The sequence below is a fragment of the Paenibacillus sp. J14 genome, assembly GCF_000518465.1.
Taxonomy (GTDB): Bacteria; Bacillota; Bacilli; order Paenibacillales; family Paenibacillaceae; genus Fontibacillus; species Fontibacillus barengoltzii.
Genome location: NZ_JADQ01000006.1, coordinates 122471 through 146516, shown reverse-complemented (window position 1 = coordinate 146516; position 24046 = coordinate 122471). Strand labels below are relative to the sequence as shown.

Sequence of the window (24046 nt, the reverse complement as noted above, 5' to 3'; positions counted from 1 at the left end):
GCGATCCTCAAATGTCCGTACTTCTTCCAGGGCGATTTGATTCAGAATGAGATTAACATAAAACGGAGGAGCGCAAATGATCTGTTTGGCCTATTGTAGAGGGATTCCAGCCCTGATTATTCGACATTATTCAGCGTGAACCCAAACTTCAAGCAAGCTGTTCCACGTATTGATCTCGTTACCTTGCCCCACATATCGGATAAATTTTGCCGGCGTCGGCGTAAACTCAAACGTCTCCAGCTCCGTTTGTTTCTTGCTGGCCATCCCCGTTAGAACGGGTTCGAAATGCACGCCATCCACGGAGACCTCCAGATCAAAATAGTTCGAACGGGTGTGACCGTTATAAAACCACAGGCTCACCCCATCTACCGTCGTGACCTCATCCAGCTCTATCTGTAAATATTGGCCTTTCCCATCCGCCGACCAACGGGTGTCCGGATCACGATCCAGTGTGTTGCTCGGCACATTGCCGTCATCTGCGCTGGCCGATACTTTGGCAATTGCGGCTAAAGGTCCCTCCGGCTCAGGGATAGGTTCCAGCACCTCAAAGGTCTGGCGCGCTTCAACAATCACGCCTTGGAGCTGGCAGCTGGCAATGATATCAACGACACCGGGCCGTTCAGCGTAAAATGTATTCCCTTCGATATAGCCCACCTGTTCGTCACTAACCCGGTACGTTACCGGGATATTCAACTCGGAAGTGTTCACGACTTCTCCATTATCGAGCGTCAGGAAAGATTGCAGACGTCCGGTCTTGCCTGCACTGATCGCATAACCGGCGGAACGCCAGCCCGGTACGCTTTTGTCCGGAGCAATCGTAATATTCTCCGGCAGCACCGGCGTCTTCGCCACGCTGAACTTCACCCGAACCGTTTGTGTCTTTCCACGCCGTGTAATCGTAATTACACCAGTTCCGTCGATCCCTTTAGGTTGATCGATCTTGAGACGGGCATCCTCGGAAACCGCCTGTGCAGAAAGGACTGGGGTTTCTGTCGTGCCAAAGGGCAGTACGTAATCATATTGCGTTCGCAAAAATTGCACGCCCGCTACGGCTTCCCCGTTGACGAGGATCGACTGGAGACCTAAGGCCTGAAGATCCAACCGTTGCTTCGTTTGATCCTTGTACAAGCTTTGCGGGAATAGCCGCTCCCCTTGCCCAACGCCTTCAACCCAATCAAACGGCGAGGTATCGGCATCCGGGATCGAGCCTACAATATCGACCTTCACCCCGTTCACTTTCCCTTGGGTACCGATGATATACCCGTTGCCAAACTGCTCCGATTCGATAATGACCCCAGGTTTACTTGAATGGGCAGCGATGCCTTTCGTATTCCAAAATACGCTTTCGGTTGTCACTACGCCGTGCCGGCTCGTTGCGGACGAGCCGTAATCCCTTGTAATCGCGGATATCGCGTCCCCGTTCACCGTGAAATTATCAATCAAATTGGCCATGCTCAAATACATGTGGAAGTCCGTGAGGTAAAAAGAGTTCTCAGAATACGAATCGAGCAACACATTGCCATTTGCTGAGAAATTGGCATAGGTGAAGCTGTGTCTCGCCCCAACGGCACGGCTGTTCTTAATCAGGTTATCGTTTCCGATGAATTGGTACAGATAGCCGTTTCCGTTGGCTCCCCGGTATTGCGGATACTGCATCGTGACGTTGTCGACGGTGATATTTTTTGTCCGGTCTAAAATAATGCCCTTCGATAAAATATGGTAGGTGGCATTCCCCGGCGGCTTGTACGTGCTAACATTGCGGATCCAACTGTTAGCCACTGCAATCATATTGATCGCTTTAGCATTATCAGATTCGTACCCGGCGGTTCCTTCCACTTTGAAATCATCTTCCCCAAGCCCCGGCTTCGAGTTCTCAACGTTCGCGATCGAGAAGTCCTCCAGGCCAACTTCCGTAATGGGGGCTTCCGTTTTGGTAATCGTAATGTCATCGCGAAGCTTCAGAGGATATCGGGTAGGAATATCTAGGGTCAGGGTTCTGGCCTTGGGATCAACCGCCACGATCTGCCGATAAAATATCGGCTCCACCTTACCTAGACGGGAAGCCCATTTATTCTGCATCCCATGCTCCTTCAGGAAGCCTTCCGTCGTCTCAAAGGTGATCACGACAAAGTCATCCACTTGAAAGCCATCCGTGCTTTCTACGGGCAACAGCACCGTAGGTTCGGACACCGTTTTGCGCAGCTTGGTCACCGTGCTGGTCCGTTTCCAATCTCCATTGCCAACCCGGATGATGTCCTTTTGTTTCATAAACTCCTGAGTATTGTAAATATGCGTCTGTTGCTGCCCGTCACCCTTAAGCACCACCCCGCTGGAGTGGATATTCAGAGCATAATCCTTCCCTTCCTGGGGTGTCACACGGTACGTCCCTTTGGGAAGGTAGACCACGCCTCCACCGCGCTCCGCCGCATCATCAATCGCTTGCTGAATGGCGCGTGTGGAGTCTGTACGCCCCGTAGGGTCCGCACGGTACGGAGATTTCGTTACATTAATGCCCCGGTGCTTGTTAACGGAAGGGATCGGCATCTCACCTCTCCGATAGCCTGCATAGGAGAAGTCATGCAAAAATTGCCCCTCTTCCGTCCGGTATCCCGGATACCACCCCTTGGGATAAAGCAGGCTTCTCCCATCACGACCAAGGGACGGACCTTGATTAGCTGTAGGATTCGCTTCTTCAGCTGACACCGAGACAGCACCTCCTCCCGGAACAGCGAATCCGGCGACAACGGCGAGGGCGAGCAGCAGAGCGGGCCATCTTTTGCGCATCACATCATCTTCCTCCTTTGTATATGGGATTCACCCCCGATTGTAAAGCGAGAAAGCTTGTTTATCGATGCTCAAAAACGCCACTCGCGTTGCCATTTTATCCAAATCCAACCATCATCTCGCAGATAATGCCGCGTTATATCGATCAAGGGACTGTTGTTGGATTTGAATCGCCCGGTCGATCCCCATGGCGTGGATTTGCTCCACGTAACCTTCAAACGCATCCAGCGGCTCCATCCCATAGATGATCTTAAGCGACATCTCATCCACGAGGCGGTTCACGTCCTGAATAATGACCGAAAACTCCGTACTCTCCTCCTCGGTCTTCGGCAGTACCGGCAAGATGTGCAGCGCAGCGTCCGTGTCGGACCACAGCCGGGTAGCCTCCTGCTGCTCTGGCAACGCATAATACTGCTCCATATACCGTACATCTTGCACGAACGGACCAAAATAACTAGCCCGTGTATACATCGCCAGCGCTTGTGATGGAGCCCACTGGTTCGGATTGTTTAAAATGAGGTCGGTATAAGCTGGATAACCGTCCTTCATTTCATAGCTAACCCCTTCGATCCCAAAGTTGAACAGCATATGCCCCTCAGGGCTGTAACCATAATCCAGCATCCGGGCCGATTCCTCCACATGCTGATTGCTTGTTGAGATCGCAACACTGCCGCTGACTCCCACGACCGGAGCAAGTTGACCAAATTTCGGACGATCCCCCTTTTTCAGTACCGGATAAGGCGTCGGCGCCAGTTCGACCTTCGGGTCCCGGGCTCGCATCACCGGCAACCAAGTCCCGATTCCCGCCCCGGCGTTCCAGATGCTGGCGCCGCTGCGCCCGAGAATCATGCTTGTATCCTGGGTTTCCGAGTCCACTGCAGCAAGGTTGGGATCGATAAGCCCTTCCTGATACCAGTCGCGGAACAGTGCGAGAAACGCCTTGTACTCCGGCTCGATGGCGCCAAATTTGACCTTCCCCTGCTCCTGGTAGAAGTTTTTCTTAATCCCAAAAGCGCCAACGAATCCACCGCCTTCGATACCAAACAACGGATTGGGTACGCCAAGGAAGGTGAGCGGAGCCTCTGCTCCCTTCCGTTCTTTGAACGCCTTCAGCACATCATGCCATTCCTCGATTGTCTCCGGAATCTCAAGCCCAAGGTCATCCAGCCAATCCTTGCGGATGATCGGGCCTTGGTAAGTGCGAAGCCGCGGTTCACCCTGAATAAAAGGGAAAGCGTAGTAACTGCCGTTTGCAGTACGAACTTGGAGATCAATTTCGGGATGGGCTTGGAGATACTTTTTCAAATTCGGGGCATTTTGGTCCAGGATATCGTTAAGCCTCAGAATATAACCATCGTTCATTGCCTTCTCCGGGCCGCCCGGATAATTGATCCATTCATATTCGATCAAATCCGGCAGTTCTCCGGAAGCAAGCAGGACGCTGATTGCCTCCTTCCCTTGATTGGCTGGAGGCTGAATGAAATTAAGCTGGACTCCGGTTCTCCGTTGCCATACTTGAAAGAAGGGAACTTCGCTGAACTTAGATTTGATACTGGCTGCATTTCCGTTGAGCTCAGCCCAATAGGTCAGCGTCACCTGTTCCTTCGCTTCTTTCCCGACCGATTGTTGTATCTCCTGTGGACTCTCCACCGAAGCAGCGGATGACCCATGGAAAGGCCTCACACTGGAATCACAAGAGCTCAACAAGACAAACAACGCCAGGATCACCACCATCGCGAGTCCTCGGTTTGCATAAGGCTGAACCTGATCTCGATTCCGACTCATACCGTAACCTCCTTCCCATTCATGCCGCTGATCTCTTTATATCTGCCTGGCGTGATGCCTTCATACTTCTTAAACACCCGAATAAACGTAGCGGCATCGTTATACCCCACTACTTTGGACAGCTCGCTGATCGATTCCGATTGCGCTCGCATGAGCTCCTTCGCCTTCTCAATTCGACATCGGTGGATGCTGTCCAGCAAGCCTTCTCCCGTCTGATTCTTGTAAAGCTTGGAGAGGTAACTGCCTTTCATCCCAAAATGATCACCAATCGCATTGACATTTAAGTTGGCGTCGTTATATCGTTCCGCGATATACGCCGACACTTTCTCGATCAGGTTGCGGAGCGAGTCCTCCCGTTCTCTTAACAGATGGCTTGCACGTTTGTCGGCGGCAAAGGTGCAGACCTCATGCAGCAAGCTTTGCAGAGCGCTTTGCATTTCCTGTACGGTATCACAGGCCAGCACCTCATCGATCCATAGCGGATAATCGGCCAGCCGGCAATCATCCTCATGTCCGCCAAGTTCATGGATGACCTTGATCATCGTACTTACCAAATTAAACATGAGGCATTTAGCCACATTCAGCGACATCACCGGCTTCTCCAAATTCCGCTTCATGATCTCATTCATGTAATGACCGGCCTGTTCGGCATCCCCGGCTTTGATGAAGTTAATCAGCTGCTGCTCGGTCTGCAGCGGATAGTCATACCCATACATCCCACCTGTCGTCTCTTGCTGGATTTCCCCGTAAGCAATGATCCCTTTCTTCCCCAAAACCATCTTGTATTCCATCGCATCCACTGCTTCTTGATACGCCTCATGAATGCCAATCCAGGATGGATGGCGACCGCTGAACGAAATCGTCAGCTCCATCTCGTAACGCTCCAAGAATCGCTGAGCTTCCGCCGCAATCGCTCTCAAATCCTCGCTCCATGTCACGGAATCCGCCTGCAAATTCACCAGGCATACGATCATCTCGTCGACCTCCGCAACATAGCCCACATGTCCTCGCGTGGCAACCAGTTCCTCGACCACATTGGAGATGATCAGCTGAATCAGTTTGCTCCGTTCGCTTAATCCCACGCCAGGCAACTTGTCATAGAGTCGATCTTCATTTTCGATCACAAATAAAATAACTGCAAAATCCCGCGAATACAGCGGCATCTGAAAGGAACGAAACGATTCCTCATAAGGAACAAGCGGGTCGGTCTTCCCCTTCAGCAGTCGATAGATCAAATTCGAACGAAGCACCTGCTGATGCTTCTGGAGTTGCTGGGCAATCTCATTCTTCTCGCTCCGGGCCCGCTGGATCATGTTCTGGATAAACCGGAGCTCATTCGGTTCTCCAGGTACAGACTGCGACGTTTTGTCCTTCAACGACTCCACCAGCTGTTGGATAGGAGAATAATTACGGCGCATAAAAAACCACGTCAACACGCTGGCACCGACCAAGCTGACCAGGATGCTGATATACGTGAAATTGCGGACGTTCACGGCTTTTTCCCAATACAACCCGCTTGGGATGATCAACGCATATTTAAGATCCGATACCGCCGAATCCATATAGAACAGCTCCGATTCTCCGACCTTCGCCTGATCTAGCCTTACGCGGTTGCCCTCCATAAAGGGAAGCAGCTCCTCGGCAGGGTCCCGATTGGTCATCAGCACTTCGTCATTCTGATTGAGGATCATTAGCAGACCATCACTGAAGCCGGAGATCCCCTCAAGTGCCTGCTGGAATCGGCTCGTATCCGTCATCACCACAACGGTCCCGGTCTCTTGCCCATTTAGATCAGCAGGCAGCTGCGTGACATAAGCGATCGAGGATTCCGCAGGCCCCGCATTGAGGTGAGGGAGCACCATAAAGCGCTTTGTATCCGCTTCCAAAACTGACCGTTTCCATGTCTCCAAACTAAGGTCTCCGGTTTCGTGAATCGTATGAAAGGCGGTAGGGATATCCCGAATATTCCCCGCCCGGAGAACCGCATCCCCTTTTTTCCAGACTACGTAAAATTCATCGATCGTGGCGTACGACGTCTTGAACAGGCGGAACTCCTTGACAAGCTGATATGCGGTGTAAGGCGCTTCGGCGTCAGATTGGCTTGAGTACATCAAAGTTTGCAAGTTCGGACTCCAGGTCATCTCCATGTTGAGCCGCTTCATCAAATCGATTTGCGTATCGATCGTGTAGCGCATTTGCTTCAGCAATGAATCATTCGCCCGATGAATTTCGCTCTTTAATGCCGTATTGGCCTGAGCGTAAATGATGAGGCTGAACAGAATCGGCACAAACAACACTGCACTGTACGAAACGAGCCAGGTTACGATCACGCTTTCCCGTTTCCGCCACAAAGATTGAATGTTCAACATCCGTTCCTCCCCCGTATCCTTCTGGTTTGTAAATAAGCAGGTAACTGGGTTAATCGGTTCGTTAGTACGTTGGTACGTTGGCTTTATGCGTTTGTCAGTATGTCAGATCAAGACCTAATTATAACGTGTTTCCCCGGCCCAAGCCTATAGATAAAAAGTTCAATTCGATTGATAATTCTGCTTACAGGCCGTTCTGCAACCTATCCAATGCCAATAGCCCGAGGGACTTAGTCGTCCTTCGGGCTGATTATAATCGAGTTCAAGTTCTTAGAAAATTCGCCGCCTCCAACCTTGGAGCTTCGCCAAAGCTTCAACGAAGTAATAATCTCCATAGATCAGCGACACGTTCACGTTCTGATTCGCTGGCTTATGACCCGTGCCTTGAAGCAGGATCGCCTCATGCTTCGGCTCGTCCCAAGTAGCATAATTCGCCGCGAGGGAGCTTAAGATCCGCTCAGCTGCAGAGCGGTACGGTCGGCCAGTGGGTTCATCCAGCTGGTCGGCAAGCTCCAGCAATCCGGAGGCAGCGATCGCTCCGGCCGAGGTGTCCCGAGGAATTTCTTCCTCTCCGCCTTCGCGCACGGCCCGGAAGTCCCACGGAGGGACATTGTCCTCAGGCAAGCTGGCGATAAAGAAATTCGCCACCCGCTGGGCTGCACTTAAGTACACGGCATCATTCGTATGACGGTACGTATTCGTCAAGCCGTATAGCGCCCAGGCGTTCCCCCGGCTCCAAGCCGAGTCAGGACCCGCACCTTGCCCGCCTAATGCCCCCACACGTTCACCTGTTTCAGGATCAAACACCACGATGTGATGGGTCGACCCGTCCGCCCGTACGAATTGCTTCATAACCATATCTGCATGAGCCTTGGCGATATGCGCAAACCGCGGGTCGCCGCTTTCCTCAGAAGCCCAGAAGAGCAGTGAGATGTTCATCATCGTATCGATGATTGACCAGCCGGTCTTTTCGATGCCGTTCCAGGCCCTAAGATAGCCGCCCTTTGGGTTGAAACGACCGGCTAGGAAGTTTGCCGCGAACAAGCCTCGCCGCAAGGCGTCTTTGTCGCCGGTCAGTTCATACTTAAAAACCGCTGTCGGCAAAAAATGAAACCCAACATCATGATCAAAAGCATTCTCCTGCTGGAACAGCGCAAACAACCGCTCATCCCAAGACCAGGCCGCCTCCCGCCAACCTTCATCTCCTGTCATGTCGTACATCAGCCAAAGCATTCCCGGCCAGAATCCGGAGGTCCACCAGTCCAGCTTCGTATCATCATAAATCCCGTTTTGTCCTGCAACATGTGGAGCCTTGGTCCCCAAGGAATCCCTCATCTGCGACACCTTGGACTCCAACCGCGGCCAGATCTCCTGACCGATCGTATTTAAGGTCGTTGTCATGCTTCTCCTCCTCTACCTGTACTCGTGGATATCCCCTTCATCCATTACCCCTTCAAGGATCCGACCATAACACCTTTCACGAAATATCGTTGTAAAAAAGGATACACGCACATGATCGGAAACGTAGCCACAATGATCGTGGCATATTTAATCGTCTCCCCGATCTGGAACCGATCTCCAGCGGAGGCACCAATCGACATACTGTCCGTCGAGTTCGAGATCAGGATTTCACGGAGTACGAGCTGCAAAGGGAACAGCTCCCGGCTTCGAATGAATACCGAGGCGTAGAACCAACCGTTCCATTTATCTACAGCATAATACAAGATCATTACAGCGATCACGGGCATTGAGAGCGGGATGATGATTCGGAACAAAATCGTAAAATGGTTCGCTCCATCAATCTTGGCCGACTCCTCTAAACTGTCCGGGATGCCCATAAACGACGTCCGCATAATAATCAAATTAAACGTGCTGACAGCAAACGGGATAATCGTGGACCATAACGAGTCCAACAGACCTACGCCCTTGACGATCAGGTACATCGGAATTAAGCCACCGCCGAAAAACATGGTGAACACGATGATGAACATAAAGACTTTGTTCCACATCACGTTTTTGCGGGACAAGACGTAAGCGCCCAGGGCGGTCATAAAAATATTCACGGTCACCCCAAACACGACGATAAACAACGTATTGCGAAACCCGATCCCGATACCTGGGTTGGCGAGCACAGCCCGATAAGCTTCCAGACTAAAACCGATCGGTTTCCAGAGGAACCCTTTATAGGCCAACAGGCGTGCTGGATCACTCAGCGAAGCTAACAGAACATAGACCAACGGATACAAAGTCGCGATCACGAGCAAAATGAGCAGCGTATAATTCACTACATTAAATAATCGATCCAGCCAACCGCTTTCCGTCTTCATCGCTTCCACCTCACCATAAGCTGTTTTCATTCACTTTGCGGCTGATGTAGTTCGCGGAGATGAGCAGCGCGAGATTGATCACCGAGTTAAATAATCCTACGGCCGAGCTGTAGCTCCAGCCAAATTCCAATAGCCCTTTGCGGTACACAAATGTGGAAATAACATCCGCCGTTTCGTAGGTAATCGGATTGTAGAGCAAAATGATTTTTTCAAAACCTACATTCAACAAGTTTCCGATCCGCAAAATAAACATGATGGTGATGACAGGCACCAGACCGGGCAAGGTGATGTAGAACATTTGCTTCAGCCGGCTCGCCCCGTCGATTCGCGCGGCTTCGTACTGCTCAAGATCGATACTCATCAACGCGGCAATATAGATAATCGATTCCCAACCGATCCGTTGCCAGATTTCCGACAGCACGTAGATCGGCCGGAACAGCTCTGGCTTTTGCAGCATCGCTTGACCATCGTATCCAAACAGCATGAACAGCCGGTTGATCAGTCCATCCGCATTCGTAAAGTCCGTAATTATCCCGCAGATGACAACTAAAGAGATAAAATACGGCATGTACGTAATGGTCTGCACGACCCGTTTGAAGTAGCGGCGGCGCACTTCATTGATCAATAAGGCCAGGATGATCGGTGCGGGAAATTCGAAGATTAACGTATATAAGCTGATGAGAACGGTATTTTTAAGCACTCGCAAGAAATAGTAGCTTCCGAAGAACTCTTCAAAATGCTTTAGACCTACCCAGTCGCTCCCCAAGATCCCCTTCACCGGGGTAAAATCCTTAAAGGCGATAATCGCGCCATACATCGGACCATAATGAAAAATCACGTAGTAGGCGATGACGGGAATCATCATGAGATACAAGTATTTGTTTAACCGAAAATCCCGGATGAACCGGCGTTTGAAGGACACGGGTTTATTCATGGGCTTTAGGGGTTCACCTCATTTCAAGTCGGGAGGGCAGATCCGCCCTCCCGCATGCTTCTTATCGGTTGTTGTAACGCTCCAGCGCTGCAGTTTGGATCTCGATTGCACGGTCCAGGCGAAGCGACTTCATTTTTTCTACATAACTTTCAAATTGGTCTGCGGATTCTTCCCCTAAAATGATCTTGATCGTCATCTCATCCACCAGCGTGTTAATGTCGTTCATAATCGTAGCGTATTCCGAGCTTTCCTCCGGCGTTGGCGTAATCGGCGGCAATTGGTATTTCGCGACATCGGTGTTCTTCCAGATTTCAATCGCATCCCGCTGGGTTTGCAAGGCGAAGAATTGCTCCGCATACCGTTTGTCTTGGACAAACGGTCCGTTGTAGCTGCCGCGGGCATGTAACGAGATCGCTTGCGCAGGTGCGAGCTTCTCTGGATTATTCATGAGCAAGTCGGTGTATTTCGGATATCCATCCACCATTTCGTAGCTGACGCCTTCTTCGCCAAAGTTAAAGAACATATGGCCTTCCTCGCTGTAGCCGTAATCCAGCATCCGCACCGCCAACTCCGGATCCTTGGCCGTTGTCGTGATGGCGACGGTGCCTTCAGAGGAGTACGGTTGGTTGCGCTGTCCGAATTTAGGCTTCTCGCCTTTGTTCAGCACCGGATATGGGGCTGCCACAAGCACGGCTTTCGGATCGTTGGCTTCAATCAGCGGCTGCCATTTCCCCATCCCGCCGCCGGCGTTGCCAATCGTTGCCCCCGTGGCGCCGGAGGCCAGGTTGCTGTCGAGCGCTTTCCCATCCACCGTCGCAATATTTTTATCGAGCAATCCTTCCTTATACCAAGACTGGAACAATCTTAAATACTCTTTAAATCCGGGCTCTGCAGGGCCAAATTTGACTTTGCCGTCCTCCTGGTAAAAGCCTTGCGTTACCCCGTAGGCACCTAGAAACGCCCCGTTGTAGGATTCATTAAAGAAGCGTGGCTTGCTGACCAGCGAGAGCGGAGCGGCAGCCCCCTTCTTCTCTTTAAACGCACGAAGCGTGGTCGTCCATTCGTCGATCGTTTCCGGCACCGGCAGGCCCAGTTCATCCAGCCAATCCTTACGGATCATCGGGCCTTGGAAGACCTGCAGGTACTCATCGCCCCGAATAAACGGGAAGACGTAATAGCTGCCGCTGTCGGTTTTCACCATCTTATCGATTTCTGGATGCTCCGCTAAATACTTCTTCAGATTAGGCGCGTACTTGTCGATCAGATCATTCAGGCGCAAAATATACCCGTCACTGATTGCTTTCTCCGGTCCGCCGGGAAAACTCATAAAGTTGTACTCGATCATATCCGGCAAATCACCCGAGGCCAGCATGACGTTCAACGCCTCGCGGGCTTGACCTGCCGGCGGTGCGGTAAATTCGAGCGAAACCCCCGTTTTCTCTTGCCACTTCTGGAAGAACGGGACATCGTTATGGGAATTCACGATCCCGATCAGGTTCCCGGTCAAATCCCCCCAATACGTTAGCTTCTTATCGGTTTGGATCGGATACGTTGTCGCAGTTTCGGTGACTGGATTGTTGCCGCCGGTATCTGCTCCCCCTTCATTCGATTTCGCGCTGTTCGTCTGCCCCCCGTTAGAGCATGCCAGCAGCATGGTGCCAAGCAAGCCGATTGCTAGGCCAGTGGAGACCCAGCGGGCTAAGGATTTTGTCTTCATATACCTTTCCCCTCCATGATTTGTGATGGGAGTGAACCCATCCTCAGCATACGAACGATTCGAAGAGCAGCCTATGGGCAAAACCTCCAATGGCATGTTGATTTCATTTGAGGCGGATTGATGATTTGTGCAATGAGGTTGATGATCTATGTAAAAAAGCCCGCCGAACAGTAGTTCAGTGAGCTCATTCGCTTGCTTGCTCCGTTTGAATTCAGATGAGCGACAGCGCTGATTTCGATCAGCTGTTCGGGAGATACCAAGTAAGTAACACCTAGCAAGGTTTCCCCCACATCCGCTTTCAACAATCCAATCACCGTTGCAATATCCTCCAGCGGTCGAGTCAAATTAATCTCCACCTTTGTTTTCTCTCCTTTACATCAAAGTAAGGATAGGATAAACTGTGCACAAAATATGCAGTCGTACGCACTATTTTGATAGGTACTACCCGAAACTTATGGGAATGGCGGATTATCAGCAGAACAAAGGAGAAGCCTATGAAATTGGAGCGATTAATCTCCATCATTTATAAATTGCTAAATCATGATGTCTTGTCGGCAGCGGTGTTGGCGGAAGAGTTTCAGGTGTCGCCGCGGACGATCTATCGGGATATGGATGTGCTTAGCGCAGCTGGTTTTCCGGTTGTGGCATACCAAGGAACCAAAGGCGGGTACGGTCTGATGGACGGGTACAAAATGGAGAACAGCTCCAAAAAGCACTAAAACTTTATGAAGAAGTATGACAGCCTGTTGTCATACTTCTTTTTTTATAATCAGAACATCAACAACCAAAGGAGAGATTCAAATGAGTAAACAAAATATTCCTTTCGACATGTACAACTACCACGCTTGGGCAAACCAAACGATCCTAGGAAGAATACGCGAACTCCCGTCTTCGTTGCTCCACCAAGAAGTAAATAGCTCCTTCCCCACTCTTGCCCATGCCTTAAGCCATATTTATGCGGTGGATCAGATGTGGTATCTGGTTCTGACTGGGATGGACATGCCCGAAGCCTTTCAAGCCTGCCGTTCGCTAAATGAACAGGTGCTAGAATCCGTGGATGATTATGCGAATGCCTATACCGAGTTGGCTCAGAAGTTTAACGCATGGTTCCAGACCCAACCCGATTGGGATCAATCGGTGTTGTTAAACAATCCGTTTGCCGGTCCCCGCCAAACCCGTTTATCGGAAATGATCCTTCACGTGGTGAATCATGGTTCGTATCACCGAGGGAACGTGTCCACCATGTTGCGCCAGCTCGGGCACGCCTCTACGATGAATGACTATGCACTGTATTGGAATCAGCAGCCTACGGCTTCCTTGGAATAAACGATGAAGATCGAGAATCTGCTTCCCGTGAGGTCCAGAGCGGAATTGAGGGGTTGGCTTCAGGAGCATGGCCGTACTGCGAAGTGTTGTTGGGTTGTCGTACGCATGAAGCCTAGCCCCGACACGCTCTATTACTTAGATGTGGTTGAAGAAGCTTTATGCTTTGGTTGGATTGACAGCACCAAGAAGAAAATCAATGATACGGAGACCGCCCAAAGGCTGTCTCCACGTCAATCAAACAGCTCATGGACGGAGTTAAACAAAGCACGCGTTCGTCGCCTTGAGAAGTTGGGGCTTATGACCGAAGAGGGACGACAGGTTCTTCCCAATATGGCTCCCGAGGCTTTTCAAATTAATAAACAGATCGAACAACGGCTGCGAGAAGATCCGCAAGTCTACGAGAATTTCAAGAACTTCCCGGCGCTCTATCAACGAGTTCGGATCGATACGATCCAGAGCGTCCTCCAACAGCCGGAACTTTTTCAGCGCAGGCTGGATAAATTTATCGCCTGCACGAAAGCAAATCAAATGTACGGCCAATGGCATGATGGCGGACGATTGCTGGAGGTTTAGATACTTCAATCGCGCAGTAATCACTCTGCGGTAACCAGAACCATCTCTTGAGCTTGGGAGGTGTGATCACTGCCTAAGGCTTGAACTACGATACGGTCGTGCATGCTACGGCTGCCAAAGTTCCACGTGAATGACCATCCATCGCTTCCATCGAGGTCATAACCGAGGAGTTGCCGTTCTCCCCACGTTTCCGTCCCTGTAGGAACAACCCAAAACAATACGGTTTCGGTATTTAAGGCTTTCACCTGAAGGGTCATCGACTTCATACCGTCGCGAACAACCCACCAGCCTTCGTTATGCGGCAAATCCACGGTAACTTCAACAATTTGAGCTCGTTTATCCTGGGCTTGAGGTTCTTGGGGTTCAGCGGAATAGCTGCATGCCGATAATATCAAGGACATGAATAAAAAGAAGCCAACAAGATGTAATTTCCTCATCCTAACCTCCCCTACTAAAACGACTTATACTATTATTGCGCATTCGAAAAATGACGAGAAGTGTTCCGGTACGTTGTCGGGGATATCCCCTTCTTGGACGTGAACTGTCTAATGAAATAGGTATCGTATTCAAACCCCGTCGCACGTGCAATGTCGTTCAGATTCATATCGGTATGGGTTAGAAGTTCGCAGGCGACTTTCAAACGATACGAGAGCAAGTAACCCATCGCGGTTGAACCACATCTTGCTTGGAACAACTTGTTTAAGCTGACCCGGTTCAAGTGCGCAACTTGAGTGAGATCCCCTAAGGTGATTTTGCGGGAATAGTTGGCATGAATGAACTCTAGCACTTGATCCACCGGGGAAGGCTCCCGAATTTGATTCAACTCCTCTAACAAGCCCAGAATTTGAATCAGATACTTCTTAATCCGACAGGCCCAGCGTTCATCGCTCTGTGCCATCACTTCCATCCCCAGGACAAAAAACCATTCAAAGATATGCGGATAAGCTTGACTCGTCATTCGGGGAATGATCGGATACGGTTCCACGCGTTGAAAAAACGATCGCCCGGTTTGGATACTTGGTGCTGACGGAAATAGGTCCTCCGTTTCAGCCACCCTAACGCTCCTCAAAAATTCAGGGTGAAAATGAAACGATTGGGCAGCTATACCTTGCATCTCGGTAATCTTCCAATCATCGCTTTCAACCAAACAGAGAATTGCTGGAGCCGTGATGGCAATCGGGTGATCGTTCAGGGTGCCTTGAAGGCTTCCGGAGGTAATCAAGACCAGGGAACGGCGCTCAGGATAAGGCAGCCGAGTGACCTCCTCCATCGGAACAAACTCAATGTTGACAATGCGGTTCTTATAGCGGTCTAGCAGCGGCATGGGCTTCACCTATCAAATCGTATAGTCAGATCCTTCATTTATGTCAGTGTATCATATCTACCCGAGGGATATAATGAGCGATATAGCAAGAGAAGGAGGGAAACGCAATGGCACCTATGCCGTATCGCATTCATGTTCCCGAAGAAGTTTTGGACGATCTGAACCATAGACTTCAGCATATCCGCTGGCCCGATCAGCCCGAACATACCGATTGGGAACGAGGAACCGAACTAAAGTATTTGCAATCGCTAGCTACTTATTGGAGAGATCAATTTGATTGGCGAGCCCAAGAAGCTAGATTAAACCGCTTCTCTCATTTCCGTAGCCGTATCGACGGGATCGATATCCACTTTGTGTATGAACGCGGGAAAGGCCCTAATCCTCTGCCTTTGATCCTGACTCATGGATGGCCTGACAGCTTCCTTCGTTATGAAAAAGTCATCCCGCTCCTTACCGATCCGGCAAGTTACGGGGGCCGTGCGGAGGATGCTTTTGATGTGATTGTCCCATCCGTTCCCGGGTTTGGGTTCTCTAGCCGTCCTTCGCATCCGGGCACGAACAACGCCCAGGTTGCAGAGCTTTGGGCCAAGCTGATGACGGAGGAGCTAGGTTATAAGAAATTCGCTGCCGCTGGTGGGGACATCGGCTCTGGGGTAACGCGGTATCTGGCCGCAAATCATCCAGAGCTGTTATACGGTATCCATCTCACGGACATCGGGATCATCCGGTCGCTCATGAACGCCTCAGGAGAGGAGCTCTCAGCTGAAGAACGGGAATATCAACAAGCTGCTTTGGCTTGGGTCGCTCAAGAAGGGGGCTATATGTCCATTCAATCTACTCGCCCCCAAACCTTAGCTTATGGGCTTTCCGATTCACCTGTTGGATTGGCCAGTTGGATTTTGGAGAAGCTGCGCGCCTGGAGTGATTGCAACGGGGATCTTGATCAAAAATACACCAAAGACGAGTTGCTCACCCATATTATGATTTATTGGGTAACGAACACGGCCGGCTCCTCAGCCCATATGTATTATGAAAATGCGCATACCCTTCCGCCTCTCGGATACATCGAGGTTCCAACTGCTCTCGCGTTGTTTAAAAAGGACATTTTGCCTCCGCCTAAGGCATGGGCTAAACAAAACCTAAATATCACGCGTTGGACAACCCTCCCCCGCGGCGGTCATTTTACCGCCATGGAGGAGCCGGAGCTGATGGCCAAAGACCTTTGGGCGTTCTTCCGATCATTTCGAGCGTCCCATCAAACAGCAAAAGGCTAACCGCAGAGGCGGTTAGCCCTTCAACTTGCTGTAGCATTATTTTTTATGATTGGATTGTAAAATATCATCCATCAGCTTCATAACCCTGCGAACTTCAGCATTCTTCACGATGGGCTCAGCGCCTTCGCGTACAACTTCATAGAAGTTCTGATAGAACGGTACGAAATCCGCTCTAGGCTCAGGGAAATCCAATTTCTCCGTAGCTTCCTCCGAAGGAGGCGCCATCGTCTTCGTGAGTCCTACGCCCGCTTGGATTGGGGTTGGAGCTGCCACATCCTCACGGCCGGTAGCAGCGATGATCTCGCCGGACAGATCCCAATCGTTAATCTTCGCTGTCCCTTCAAGGGCCTTCACATACCAACGCGGAAGCTTGGTATAGTTGGTGGTGCCGACTTCGACCAACGCCTTGACACCATTCTCAAAGGTAATGTAGCAGATGAATCCGTCATCAACTTCATCCCCTAAGATGTAGCTTAAATCCGAAAATACGCTTTGAACCGGGCTGTCGACCAGCCACAGCAGTTGGTCCAACAGATGAACGCCCCAGTCCAGGAGCATCCCGCCGCCATGCTTCTTCAAATGACGCCAGTCGCCTGGAATGCCGTTCGCCCCTTGAACGCGGGATTCGATTTGAAAAATCTCCCCAATCGTTCGGTTCTGATACAACTGGCGAATGATAAGGAAATCCGGGTCCCACCGCCGATTTTGGTGAACCATAAAGACCTTGCCCGTCTCTTCAGCCACCGCCAAAATCTCATCCAGCTCTTCGGTATTCATTGCTACCGGCTTTTCGCAAACCACATGTTTACCAGCTCGCATCGAGCGGATCGCGATTTCCTTGTGCGAATCATTGGGTGTCGCGATTAAGACGGCTTCGATGTTGTTATCAGTTAATACTTCCTCCAAGCTGCCATAAATATGCAGGCCTTTGCCCTTGGAGATTTGCTGTCTTTCTCCGGAAATATCGTAGGTTCCCACGACATGAAAGCGAGAGCTTTCTGCCGGAATGAGGCTGTGGGCATGATAAGAGCCCATCCCGCCATAGCCGATGACGGCAAAATTGATCTTCGACATCTTGCTTGCTCCTTTACGCCCACCACATGGCAGAAGGCTGCTCATGGATCATGATGGATTTCAAGTTCGTAATTGCACGAGTGAGGCCTTCATCTACCGACATGATCGGATCTTCATGTTCGATGCTAAGCACATAATCGTAACCATATACGCGCAAAGCGGAGATGATATCCGACCATACTTTCAAGTCGTGGCCGCAGCCCACCGAACGGAACGTCCAAGCCCGTGTCTTCACATTGCCATAAGGCTGCATGTCCGTTAACCCGTACATGTTGATGTTATCTTGATCCAGATACGTATCCTTCGCATGGAAGTGATGAATTGCACCAGCTTCGCCAAGGATCTTCACCGCAGCAACTGGATCAATCCCTTGCCACCACAAATGGCTTGGATCCAGATTACAGCCGATCGCTTTGCCGGTCGCTTCACGCAATTTCAGCATGGTGTACGGCGTATGAGCCAGGAAGCCGCCATGGAGCTCGATCCCGATTTTCACGCCAGCCGCTTCCGCTTCTGTGTTGATCTCCTTCCAATATGGAATCAGCTTCTGTTCCCATTGATAATTGTAGTTATCGTCGTATTCGGTTGGCCAAGGCAAGACCGGCCAGTTCACTTGGGTATCCCCGGGTTTTCCGCCGGATACGCCGGAGAATCCGTTGACGACCGGAACGTTCAACAAGCTGGCCAGCTTAATCGTTTTGCGCAGCAAAGTGTCCGCTTCGGCAGCCACTTCCGGGATCGGGGAGATCGGATTGTTGTGACAGCTGAGCGCAGAGATTTCGAGGCCTTTGTCCGCTAATTTGGCAAGATATTCTTTACGCTCATCGCTGCTTGCCAGCAATTTGTCGATATCTAAATGAGCGTTGCCTGGATAACCGCCGGTTCCGATTTCAACCGTCTGCAATCCTTTTTTGGCTACTTCTTCAATCATCTCTTCAAAGCTTAAATGATTAAACAAAGGTGTAAATACACCGAGTTTCATTGCTCTCACTCCTACTGGTTTACCTTATTTTTCGCGTGCTTCATAGTGTCCGTATACAGGGTACAGGTTCTGGGTAGGTGCGCACCAGCGGATCCCGTTCTTAATGACCTTCTGCACTTTTTCGTTATAGTAGCTTGGATACGTTTCATGGCCAGGTTGGAAGTAGAAGATCTTCCCGTTCCCCCGCCGGAACGTACAGCCGCTGCGGAACACTTCGCCTCCCGGGAACCAGCTCACAAAAATCAATTCGTCCGGTGCCGGAATATCAAAATGTTCCCCGTACATCTCTTCCTTCTCCAACTCGATAAAATCGCCGATACCTTCGGCAATCGGGTGGCTCGGGTTCACGTTCCAAATGCGGCTATGCTTCCCGTCTTCCCGCCATTTCAGGTCGCAAGAGGTTCCCATGAGTCTCTTGAAAATTTTGGAGAAATGTGCCGAATGCAGCACAACCAGCCCCATACCTTCCAGCACCCGCTTATGCACGCGTTCCACGATTTCATCCTGAACTTCATCATGGGCCATATGCCCCCACCAGATCAGGACATCCGTATCCTCTAATACTTCTTCCGTCAAGCCATGCTCTGGTTCGTCCAACGTTGCCGTCTTCACTTTGAATTGGTCCTCACGGAGAAACTTTGCAATTTGCCCGTGAATCCCTTCCGGATATACTTCTTGAACGACTTTATTGGTCTTCTCATGCCGATATTCGTTCCATACGGTGACTTGAATCATGGATATCGCTCCTTGATCTTATAGGTATACCGGCTCGCCGGTCTTCGAGGATTTGTAAATCGCCTCTAGAATTTCCGTAACCACCAAGGCTTCTTCCGGTTTCACGACAGGCTCGGTATCATTTAGGATCGCCTGAATCCAGGATTGGGCTTCAAGCACCTCCGGTCTTTCGCCTGCACCATCGTAGAAAGCAACGCCGCCGGTTTGCAACTCGATCTTCTTCTCATACAGCAGGCTGTGGTCTTCCCCGTTGATGGTCAGGCCATTGTTCATATCGGCGCCTGCTTTGGTTCCGCACAGCGTCGTTTTTGCTTCCTTTACGTCCAGGCTGTTTAACGCCCAGCTGGATTCCAGGAAGATGGTGGCCCCGTTTTCCATCACGACAAAACCAAATGCGGAGTCTTCTACAGTGAATTTTTCCGGATCCCAAGGTCCCCATGCATTCGCTGCATTTTTCGTTTGGGACAATTTATGATACGTTTTCCCCACCACGTACTTCGGCTTGTAGTTGTTCATCATCCAGAGCGTCAGGTCAAGCGCGTGGGTACCGATGTCGATCAATGGACCTCCGCCTTGCGCTTCCTCATCCAGGAATACGCCCCAAGTTGGTACCGCGCGGCGACGAATCGCATGAGCTTTAGCAAAATAAATTTCACCCAAACCGCCCTCTTCACAAACTTGGTGCAAATATCTCGAATCCGTCCGGAACCGGTTCTGATAACCGATCGTTAATTTCTTGCCGGTCCGCTTGGACGCTTCGACCATGCTTCTAGCTTCTTCAGCCGTCTTCGCCATCGGTTTCTCGCACATCACATGACAGCCCGCTTCCATCGCTGCAATCGAAATGACCGCATGCGAGGAGTTTGGCGTACATACATGAACAACATCCAAATCGGTATTCGCTAACATCGTTTCATAGTTATCAAAAACCTGCGCATCCGCAGTACCAAATTTCTTCTTCGCTTCCTCCGCACGTTCCACGACAATATCGCAGAAGGCTACCATTTCTACTTCTTTCACCTCGGAAAGAGCCGGCATATGCTTGCCGTTTGCAATCCCGCCGCATCCGATAATACCAACTTTTAGTTTCATCTTATCCCTCCTGAAAGCGTTTCTATTGTCGAATTCATTATAGCCAAATTTATAACTGCTTTCTTCCCAATTTCCTCGCATGATACTCCCGAATATTGCCCTCCGGTTCAAAAAACAAACAAGGGCTTCTACCGAGAATAAACTCGTAAAAGCCCTTGATCTTTAAGACTCTATTAGATTTTTGCGATACTGCAGCGGCGATTGTCCAACCTCATCTTTAAACACATGATGGAACGTTTTGACGCTGGCGAAGCCGGCTTTATCGGCGACTTCCGCCATAGGGATATTTTCGTTGGCCAAAATAAACTTTGCTTGATTGATCCGATACTCCGTCAGGAACTGCATGAACGTCTGCCCCGTATTCGCCTTAAAGAATCGAGTGAAATAGTACGGACTAAAGCCCACGAATTTCGCCACGTCTTCTAGGGTAATCACTTCCCGATAACGATTTTCCACATATTCAAAGACTTGATTCAGCAAATCCAAGGTTTCTTTGTGCTGAATCGTGGATCGCTTGCTGGGCAAGTTCGAAGTTTGGCGTCTTGGCAAATGCAAATAAAACTCGCCGATTAATTGGTACAGATATCCGAGGGTCAAATAATTCATGCCCATCGGTTTCGTCTGTTCGACTTCATATAAATGAATTAACAGCTCCGTCGCCTTCTGGGCTAACCCCTGCGGCCAGTTGCGGCTAAGCGGCTCGCCGGTTTCAAAGAGATTTAATAAGGAGTCCTCTGAAATGCGCAGGGTTCTCTCATCAAACAGTTTCAGATTAAACTGATAGACATACCGTTCACTCTCTGGCGAAGCCAAGAAATAATGAGCCTCCCCGCTAGGGAAAAAGAAGATCTCCCCTTCCTCCAACTGGACGATCTCTTCCCGAACGCCGATGTTCACCTTGCCTTTGCGGGAATAGATGATTTCAATTTCTTTATGCCAATGCGGATAGACAATCGTCATTCCGTCATTTAGGAACGTTCGAAACAAAATGGAATCCTGAAACTCCGGGATTTCCAAGTACTCGCTCATAAACCTGATGACTCCCTGTACGTTGGATTTTGTCGTGTTCAGTTTGATTATAAGGGGCATCACTTGTCCGGACAACCCGAGAGGGGATTTACCTTTAGTTTTTACACTTATGATTAGAAATGTACATGAAAAAACCACCCTCTGCATCTTAGCTTTGGGTGGGTTAATATAATTCCTTCTATGCTGAATGAACCTCATCCACCATCGCCCGAAGACGCTGGCAATCAATCGCTGTAGCCTCTAACGGCGGATAGTTCTGAAACTCCTCTTGCTCCACAATTAACCATGGAATATCGATCTGCTTGGCGATCTGGACGTATTCCTTCATCGGCAGGACGCCGGAGCCAATTTCCGTGCTTTCCCGAGGAGAATCCTGCATATCTTTCATATGAAAAAGACCAATCCGATCCTTAAGCGTCTCTAGCCAAGAAAATGCGTCCACGCCGGCATCTGCCAGCCAGTATAGATCCACTTCCAGATCAATGTGCTTCGTACGTTGCACCATTTCAGCCAGAATGTCTACGCCGGGGATCTCCGAGAGTTCATTGGCATGATTATGGTAATAGAACTCGAAGCCTTCAGCCGCAGCCTTTGTTGCAACCTCCTCCATCTTGCCAATGAAGGTGTGCCAATCTTCCAAGGTCTGGAAGCTGGCATAAGGAATCACAAGCCGAGAATTGCCAATCTCCTTCTCGAAGGCCAACGTCCCCTCGAAATCCCGTTCCAAAGCCTCAAAAGAAAGATGCGAAGCCGCGACCTTTAATCCCAGTTCCTCTAAGTAACCTTTGACTTCAGCAGCACTTTTCCCATGATAACCGGCAAATTCAACGCCGTCATAACCGCTTTGTTTTACTTTTTTGAGCGCCTCATAAAAGTCGTCTTTGCATGCATCCTGAATACTCCATAATTGCAAGGCAATTTGGGGTTTCATCGAACCTCCTCCTTTCACGAGTCCATTATAGCGAAATCACCTCCCACATTCTTCCCGCTTTCTTCCGAAAAGCTCCTGAATAATGCGCTTTCATTAGCGATATAATAAAAAGCCACAACAAGAATATCTTGTTGCAGCCGGTAGATCATGAACTTCTTTCTATTAATTTGTTTGGAACAACTGAGGATACAATGCTTGAATGCCGCCAGCAAAGTCATGTTGCACCTTACGGCTAAAATCATCGGCGACAATTTCGTATTTGTCTGCCTCAATCCCATCAATGGCAATCTTCGCAATATCCGCTGGACTTGCTTTAGGAGCTTTTACATTGGCGGTCATATCTGTGTCCATAAACGCCACATGAAGTCCGGAAAGCCGAATATTCTTAGGTGCCAAAACCGTGCGAAGCGTATTGGTCATATTCCATTCCGCCGATTTCGCTGCAGGATATCCCGTGTTGCCTACAGTTACCCAGGATAGGACAGAGAGGATATTCAGAATCGTCCCGCCGCCATTTTTCTCAAGAATCGGGGCAAACGCACGGATCATCGACAGAGTCCCGAAGTAATGAGTTTCCATATCCAAGCGAATCTGTTCCATATCGCCGTCCAGCAAAGAAGCTCCTGTATGCGATCCCGCATTGTTTACCAACAAAGTCAGATCGGGAATGGATTCTGCCGCCTTCGCAACCGATTGAGGATCTGTAATATCCACTTGTACGGGAATGGCCCCCGGCAATTGAATCGCTTTGGGATCTCTCGCTCCGGCATAAACCTTAGCCCCTCTTGTTAGAAGTGCGCTTGCAAGGTGGTAACCCAGCCCGCGATTCGCACCCGTAACCAATGCAACTTGTTTTGAAATTTCCATTGTTAGCAGCTCCTTTTATAGTTTTGAATGTGTTTTTGTCTGGAATCTTATTTAGAACAATCGTTCTTTTATTATCAAAAAAATAACTTATTTCAAAGTTGCCCTCCCCCCTGCAAAGTCAACTCCTATTTCTAGAATGATCGTTCCTGTTAATGTTCAGGGAGTTCCGCCTCCAAAGTCATCATACATGATTTGAGAACGATCAGTCAAGAATTTTTTTGCTCCTCCTCTATGGCAGCCAATCTCCCTAATTGAATCAACCAAAAACAGCGGAAATTACAACTTTAGCAGTGTCCTCCATAACTTTACGATCCGTAGCTGTTTTTGCGAGTACATAAAATCCGTGCCGCGTAGCCACCAGGAACCTTGCGGTCTCACGGATATCCCGTCCAGCCTTTAATTTGCCTAACTCTTGAGCTCGCATCAAAAATCTATAAAAAGCTATTTCCATGTCTGACGTAAAAACTTCGAACCGTCGGGAAATCTCCAAATCCACAGCCCCTAGTTCCATGGCGGTGTTAGCAATAAAACATCCACGACGTCCTGTTTCATTGTTTAAAGCCGTATCTATCAAACTATCGAGATAACGTTGTAACAATTCCTTAGCTTTTCCATCCTCTTCAAGGATCCAAAGGCTCGATTTTTGGTCACTGCCTGGAATCGATCCAAACAGTTGAGGAACAATTGATTTTTATCGCCAAATGTATCGTACAAGCTTCCTCTGTGGACCCCTGTCCGATCGACCAAATCCTGAATGGAGGTTAGTAAAGAATTATGCTTATGGCATTGCCTAAAACCAAATCTTTCTATACCTAGTATTCATAACCCATAGCAATGATGATAGAACTGTTTCAATATTCACTTCTTTTGTGGCGAAGGTATAAAACACTGACCTAAAAAACATTTTTTTAGATACACAGTAATTC

At 49.7% G+C, this 24046-nt stretch carries 22 protein-coding genes and 1 pseudogene; 4 read left to right on the top strand and 19 right to left on the bottom strand.

Annotated elements, in window-relative coordinates; genetic code table 11:
* Window positions 1-126: 126 nt before the first annotated feature.
* The 8 genes from M891_RS0102920 to M891_RS23210 all read right to left on the bottom strand — a co-directional run bounded on the left by M891_RS0102920 (window position 127) and on the right by M891_RS23210 (window position 12269).
* The gene (locus M891_RS0102920; RefSeq protein ID WP_036699252.1) at window positions 127-2784 is read right to left on the bottom strand and encodes a discoidin domain-containing protein; all 2658 of its coding nucleotides are present in this window, start codon (window positions 2782-2784) and stop codon (window positions 127-129) included.
* A 114-nt stretch (window positions 2785-2898) separates the two neighbouring features.
* The gene (locus M891_RS0102915) at window positions 2899-4569 is read right to left on the bottom strand and encodes an extracellular solute-binding protein (protein ID WP_028537761.1); all 1671 of its coding nucleotides are present in this window, start codon (window positions 4567-4569) and stop codon (window positions 2899-2901) included.
* Window positions 4566-6938 (bottom strand): helix-turn-helix domain-containing protein, encoded by a 2373-nt coding sequence (locus M891_RS0102910; protein WP_028537760.1) that lies wholly within the window; start codon window positions 6936-6938, stop codon window positions 4566-4568. Before M891_RS0102910 ends, M891_RS0102915 begins: the two co-directional genes overlap by 4 nt.
* Window positions 6939-7205: 267 nt before the next feature.
* A complete protein-coding gene (locus M891_RS0102905; protein WP_028537759.1) occupies window positions 7206-8336 on the bottom strand; it encodes a glycoside hydrolase family 88 protein in 1131 nt (376 codons plus the stop codon).
* Window positions 8337-8380: 44 nt separating this feature from the next.
* A complete protein-coding gene (locus tag M891_RS0102900; protein ID WP_028537758.1) occupies window positions 8381-9262 on the bottom strand; it encodes a carbohydrate ABC transporter permease in 882 nt (293 codons plus the stop codon).
* 10 nt (window positions 9263-9272) lie between these two features.
* Window positions 9273-10196, bottom strand: a complete 924-nt coding sequence (locus M891_RS0102895; protein ID WP_028537757.1) for an ABC transporter permease — start codon at window positions 10194-10196, stop codon at window positions 9273-9275.
* 61 nt (window positions 10197-10257) lie between these two features.
* The gene (locus tag M891_RS0102890) at window positions 10258-11913 is read right to left on the bottom strand and encodes an extracellular solute-binding protein (RefSeq protein WP_028537756.1); all 1656 of its coding nucleotides are present in this window, start codon (window positions 11911-11913) and stop codon (window positions 10258-10260) included.
* 146 nt (window positions 11914-12059) lie between these two features.
* Window positions 12060-12269, bottom strand: a complete 210-nt coding sequence (locus M891_RS23210) for a hypothetical protein (RefSeq protein WP_036699249.1) — start codon at window positions 12267-12269, stop codon at window positions 12060-12062.
* A gap of 138 nt (window positions 12270-12407) precedes the next feature.
* On the opposite strand from M891_RS23210, the pseudogene M891_RS0102880 reads away from it, so the two are divergent.
* The 3 genes and pseudogenes from M891_RS0102880 to M891_RS0102870 all read left to right on the top strand — a co-directional run.
* A pseudogene (locus tag M891_RS0102880) lies at window positions 12408-12617 on the top strand (helix-turn-helix transcriptional regulator); the annotation flags it as partial.
* 97 nt (window positions 12618-12714) lie between these two features.
* Window positions 12715-13239 carry a DinB family protein gene (locus tag M891_RS0102875; protein ID WP_036699247.1) on the top strand — a complete coding sequence of 175 codons (525 nt, stop codon included), beginning with the start codon at window positions 12715-12717 and terminating at the stop codon, window positions 13237-13239.
* A 3-nt stretch (window positions 13240-13242) separates the two neighbouring features.
* Window positions 13243-13812, top strand: a complete 570-nt coding sequence (locus tag M891_RS0102870) for a YdeI/OmpD-associated family protein (protein ID WP_028537753.1) — start codon at window positions 13243-13245, stop codon at window positions 13810-13812.
* Between the two features lie 20 nt (window positions 13813-13832).
* Here the strand turns inward: M891_RS0102870 and M891_RS0102865 are convergent, their stop codons facing one another.
* The gene (locus M891_RS0102865; protein WP_028537752.1) at window positions 13833-14249 is read right to left on the bottom strand and encodes a hypothetical protein; all 417 of its coding nucleotides are present in this window, start codon (window positions 14247-14249) and stop codon (window positions 13833-13835) included.
* 32 nt (window positions 14250-14281) lie between these two features.
* Entirely contained in the window at window positions 14282-15136 is an 855-nt protein-coding gene (locus M891_RS0102860; protein WP_028537751.1) for a helix-turn-helix domain-containing protein, read from the bottom strand.
* Between the two features lie 107 nt (window positions 15137-15243).
* On the opposite strand from M891_RS0102860, the gene M891_RS0102855 reads away from it, so the two are divergent.
* Window positions 15244-16410 (top strand): epoxide hydrolase family protein, encoded by a 1167-nt coding sequence (locus tag M891_RS0102855; protein WP_028537750.1) that lies wholly within the window; start codon window positions 15244-15246, stop codon window positions 16408-16410.
* A 36-nt stretch (window positions 16411-16446) separates the two neighbouring features.
* Here M891_RS0102855 and M891_RS0102850 read toward each other — a convergent pair whose 3' ends face one another.
* The 9 genes from M891_RS0102850 to M891_RS26110 form a co-directional block, all read right to left on the bottom strand.
* Window positions 16447-17484, bottom strand: coding sequence for a Gfo/Idh/MocA family protein (locus M891_RS0102850; RefSeq protein ID WP_028537749.1), 1038 nt, complete (start codon window positions 17482-17484; stop codon window positions 16447-16449).
* 13 nt (window positions 17485-17497) lie between these two features.
* A complete protein-coding gene (locus tag M891_RS0102845; protein ID WP_028537748.1) occupies window positions 17498-18466 on the bottom strand; it encodes a sugar phosphate isomerase/epimerase family protein in 969 nt (322 codons plus the stop codon).
* Between the two features lie 24 nt (window positions 18467-18490).
* On the bottom strand, window positions 18491-19201 hold the full coding sequence (locus M891_RS0102840; RefSeq protein WP_009226550.1) for a ThuA domain-containing protein: 711 nt from the start codon (window positions 19199-19201) through the stop codon (window positions 18491-18493).
* An 18-nt stretch (window positions 19202-19219) separates the two neighbouring features.
* A complete protein-coding gene (locus M891_RS0102835; RefSeq protein ID WP_009226549.1) occupies window positions 19220-20293 on the bottom strand; it encodes a Gfo/Idh/MocA family protein in 1074 nt (357 codons plus the stop codon).
* A gap of 162 nt (window positions 20294-20455) precedes the next feature.
* Window positions 20456-21322 (bottom strand): AraC family transcriptional regulator, encoded by an 867-nt coding sequence (locus M891_RS0102830; protein WP_009226548.1) that lies wholly within the window; start codon window positions 21320-21322, stop codon window positions 20456-20458.
* 178 nt (window positions 21323-21500) lie between these two features.
* On the bottom strand, window positions 21501-22253 hold the full coding sequence (locus M891_RS0102825) for a sugar phosphate isomerase/epimerase family protein (protein WP_028537747.1): 753 nt from the start codon (window positions 22251-22253) through the stop codon (window positions 21501-21503).
* Window positions 22254-22415: 162 nt separating this feature from the next.
* Window positions 22416-23120, bottom strand: a complete 705-nt coding sequence (locus M891_RS0102815; RefSeq protein ID WP_028537746.1) for an SDR family oxidoreductase — start codon at window positions 23118-23120, stop codon at window positions 22416-22418.
* A 256-nt stretch (window positions 23121-23376) separates the two neighbouring features.
* Window positions 23377-23718, bottom strand: a complete 342-nt coding sequence (locus M891_RS25215; RefSeq protein WP_028537745.1) for a TetR family transcriptional regulator C-terminal domain-containing protein — start codon at window positions 23716-23718, stop codon at window positions 23377-23379.
* Window positions 23691-23876, bottom strand: coding sequence for a TetR/AcrR family transcriptional regulator (locus M891_RS26110; RefSeq protein ID WP_425270075.1), 186 nt, complete (start codon window positions 23874-23876; stop codon window positions 23691-23693). Before M891_RS26110 ends, M891_RS25215 begins: the two co-directional genes overlap by 28 nt.
* Window positions 23877-24046 lie beyond the last annotated feature (170 nt).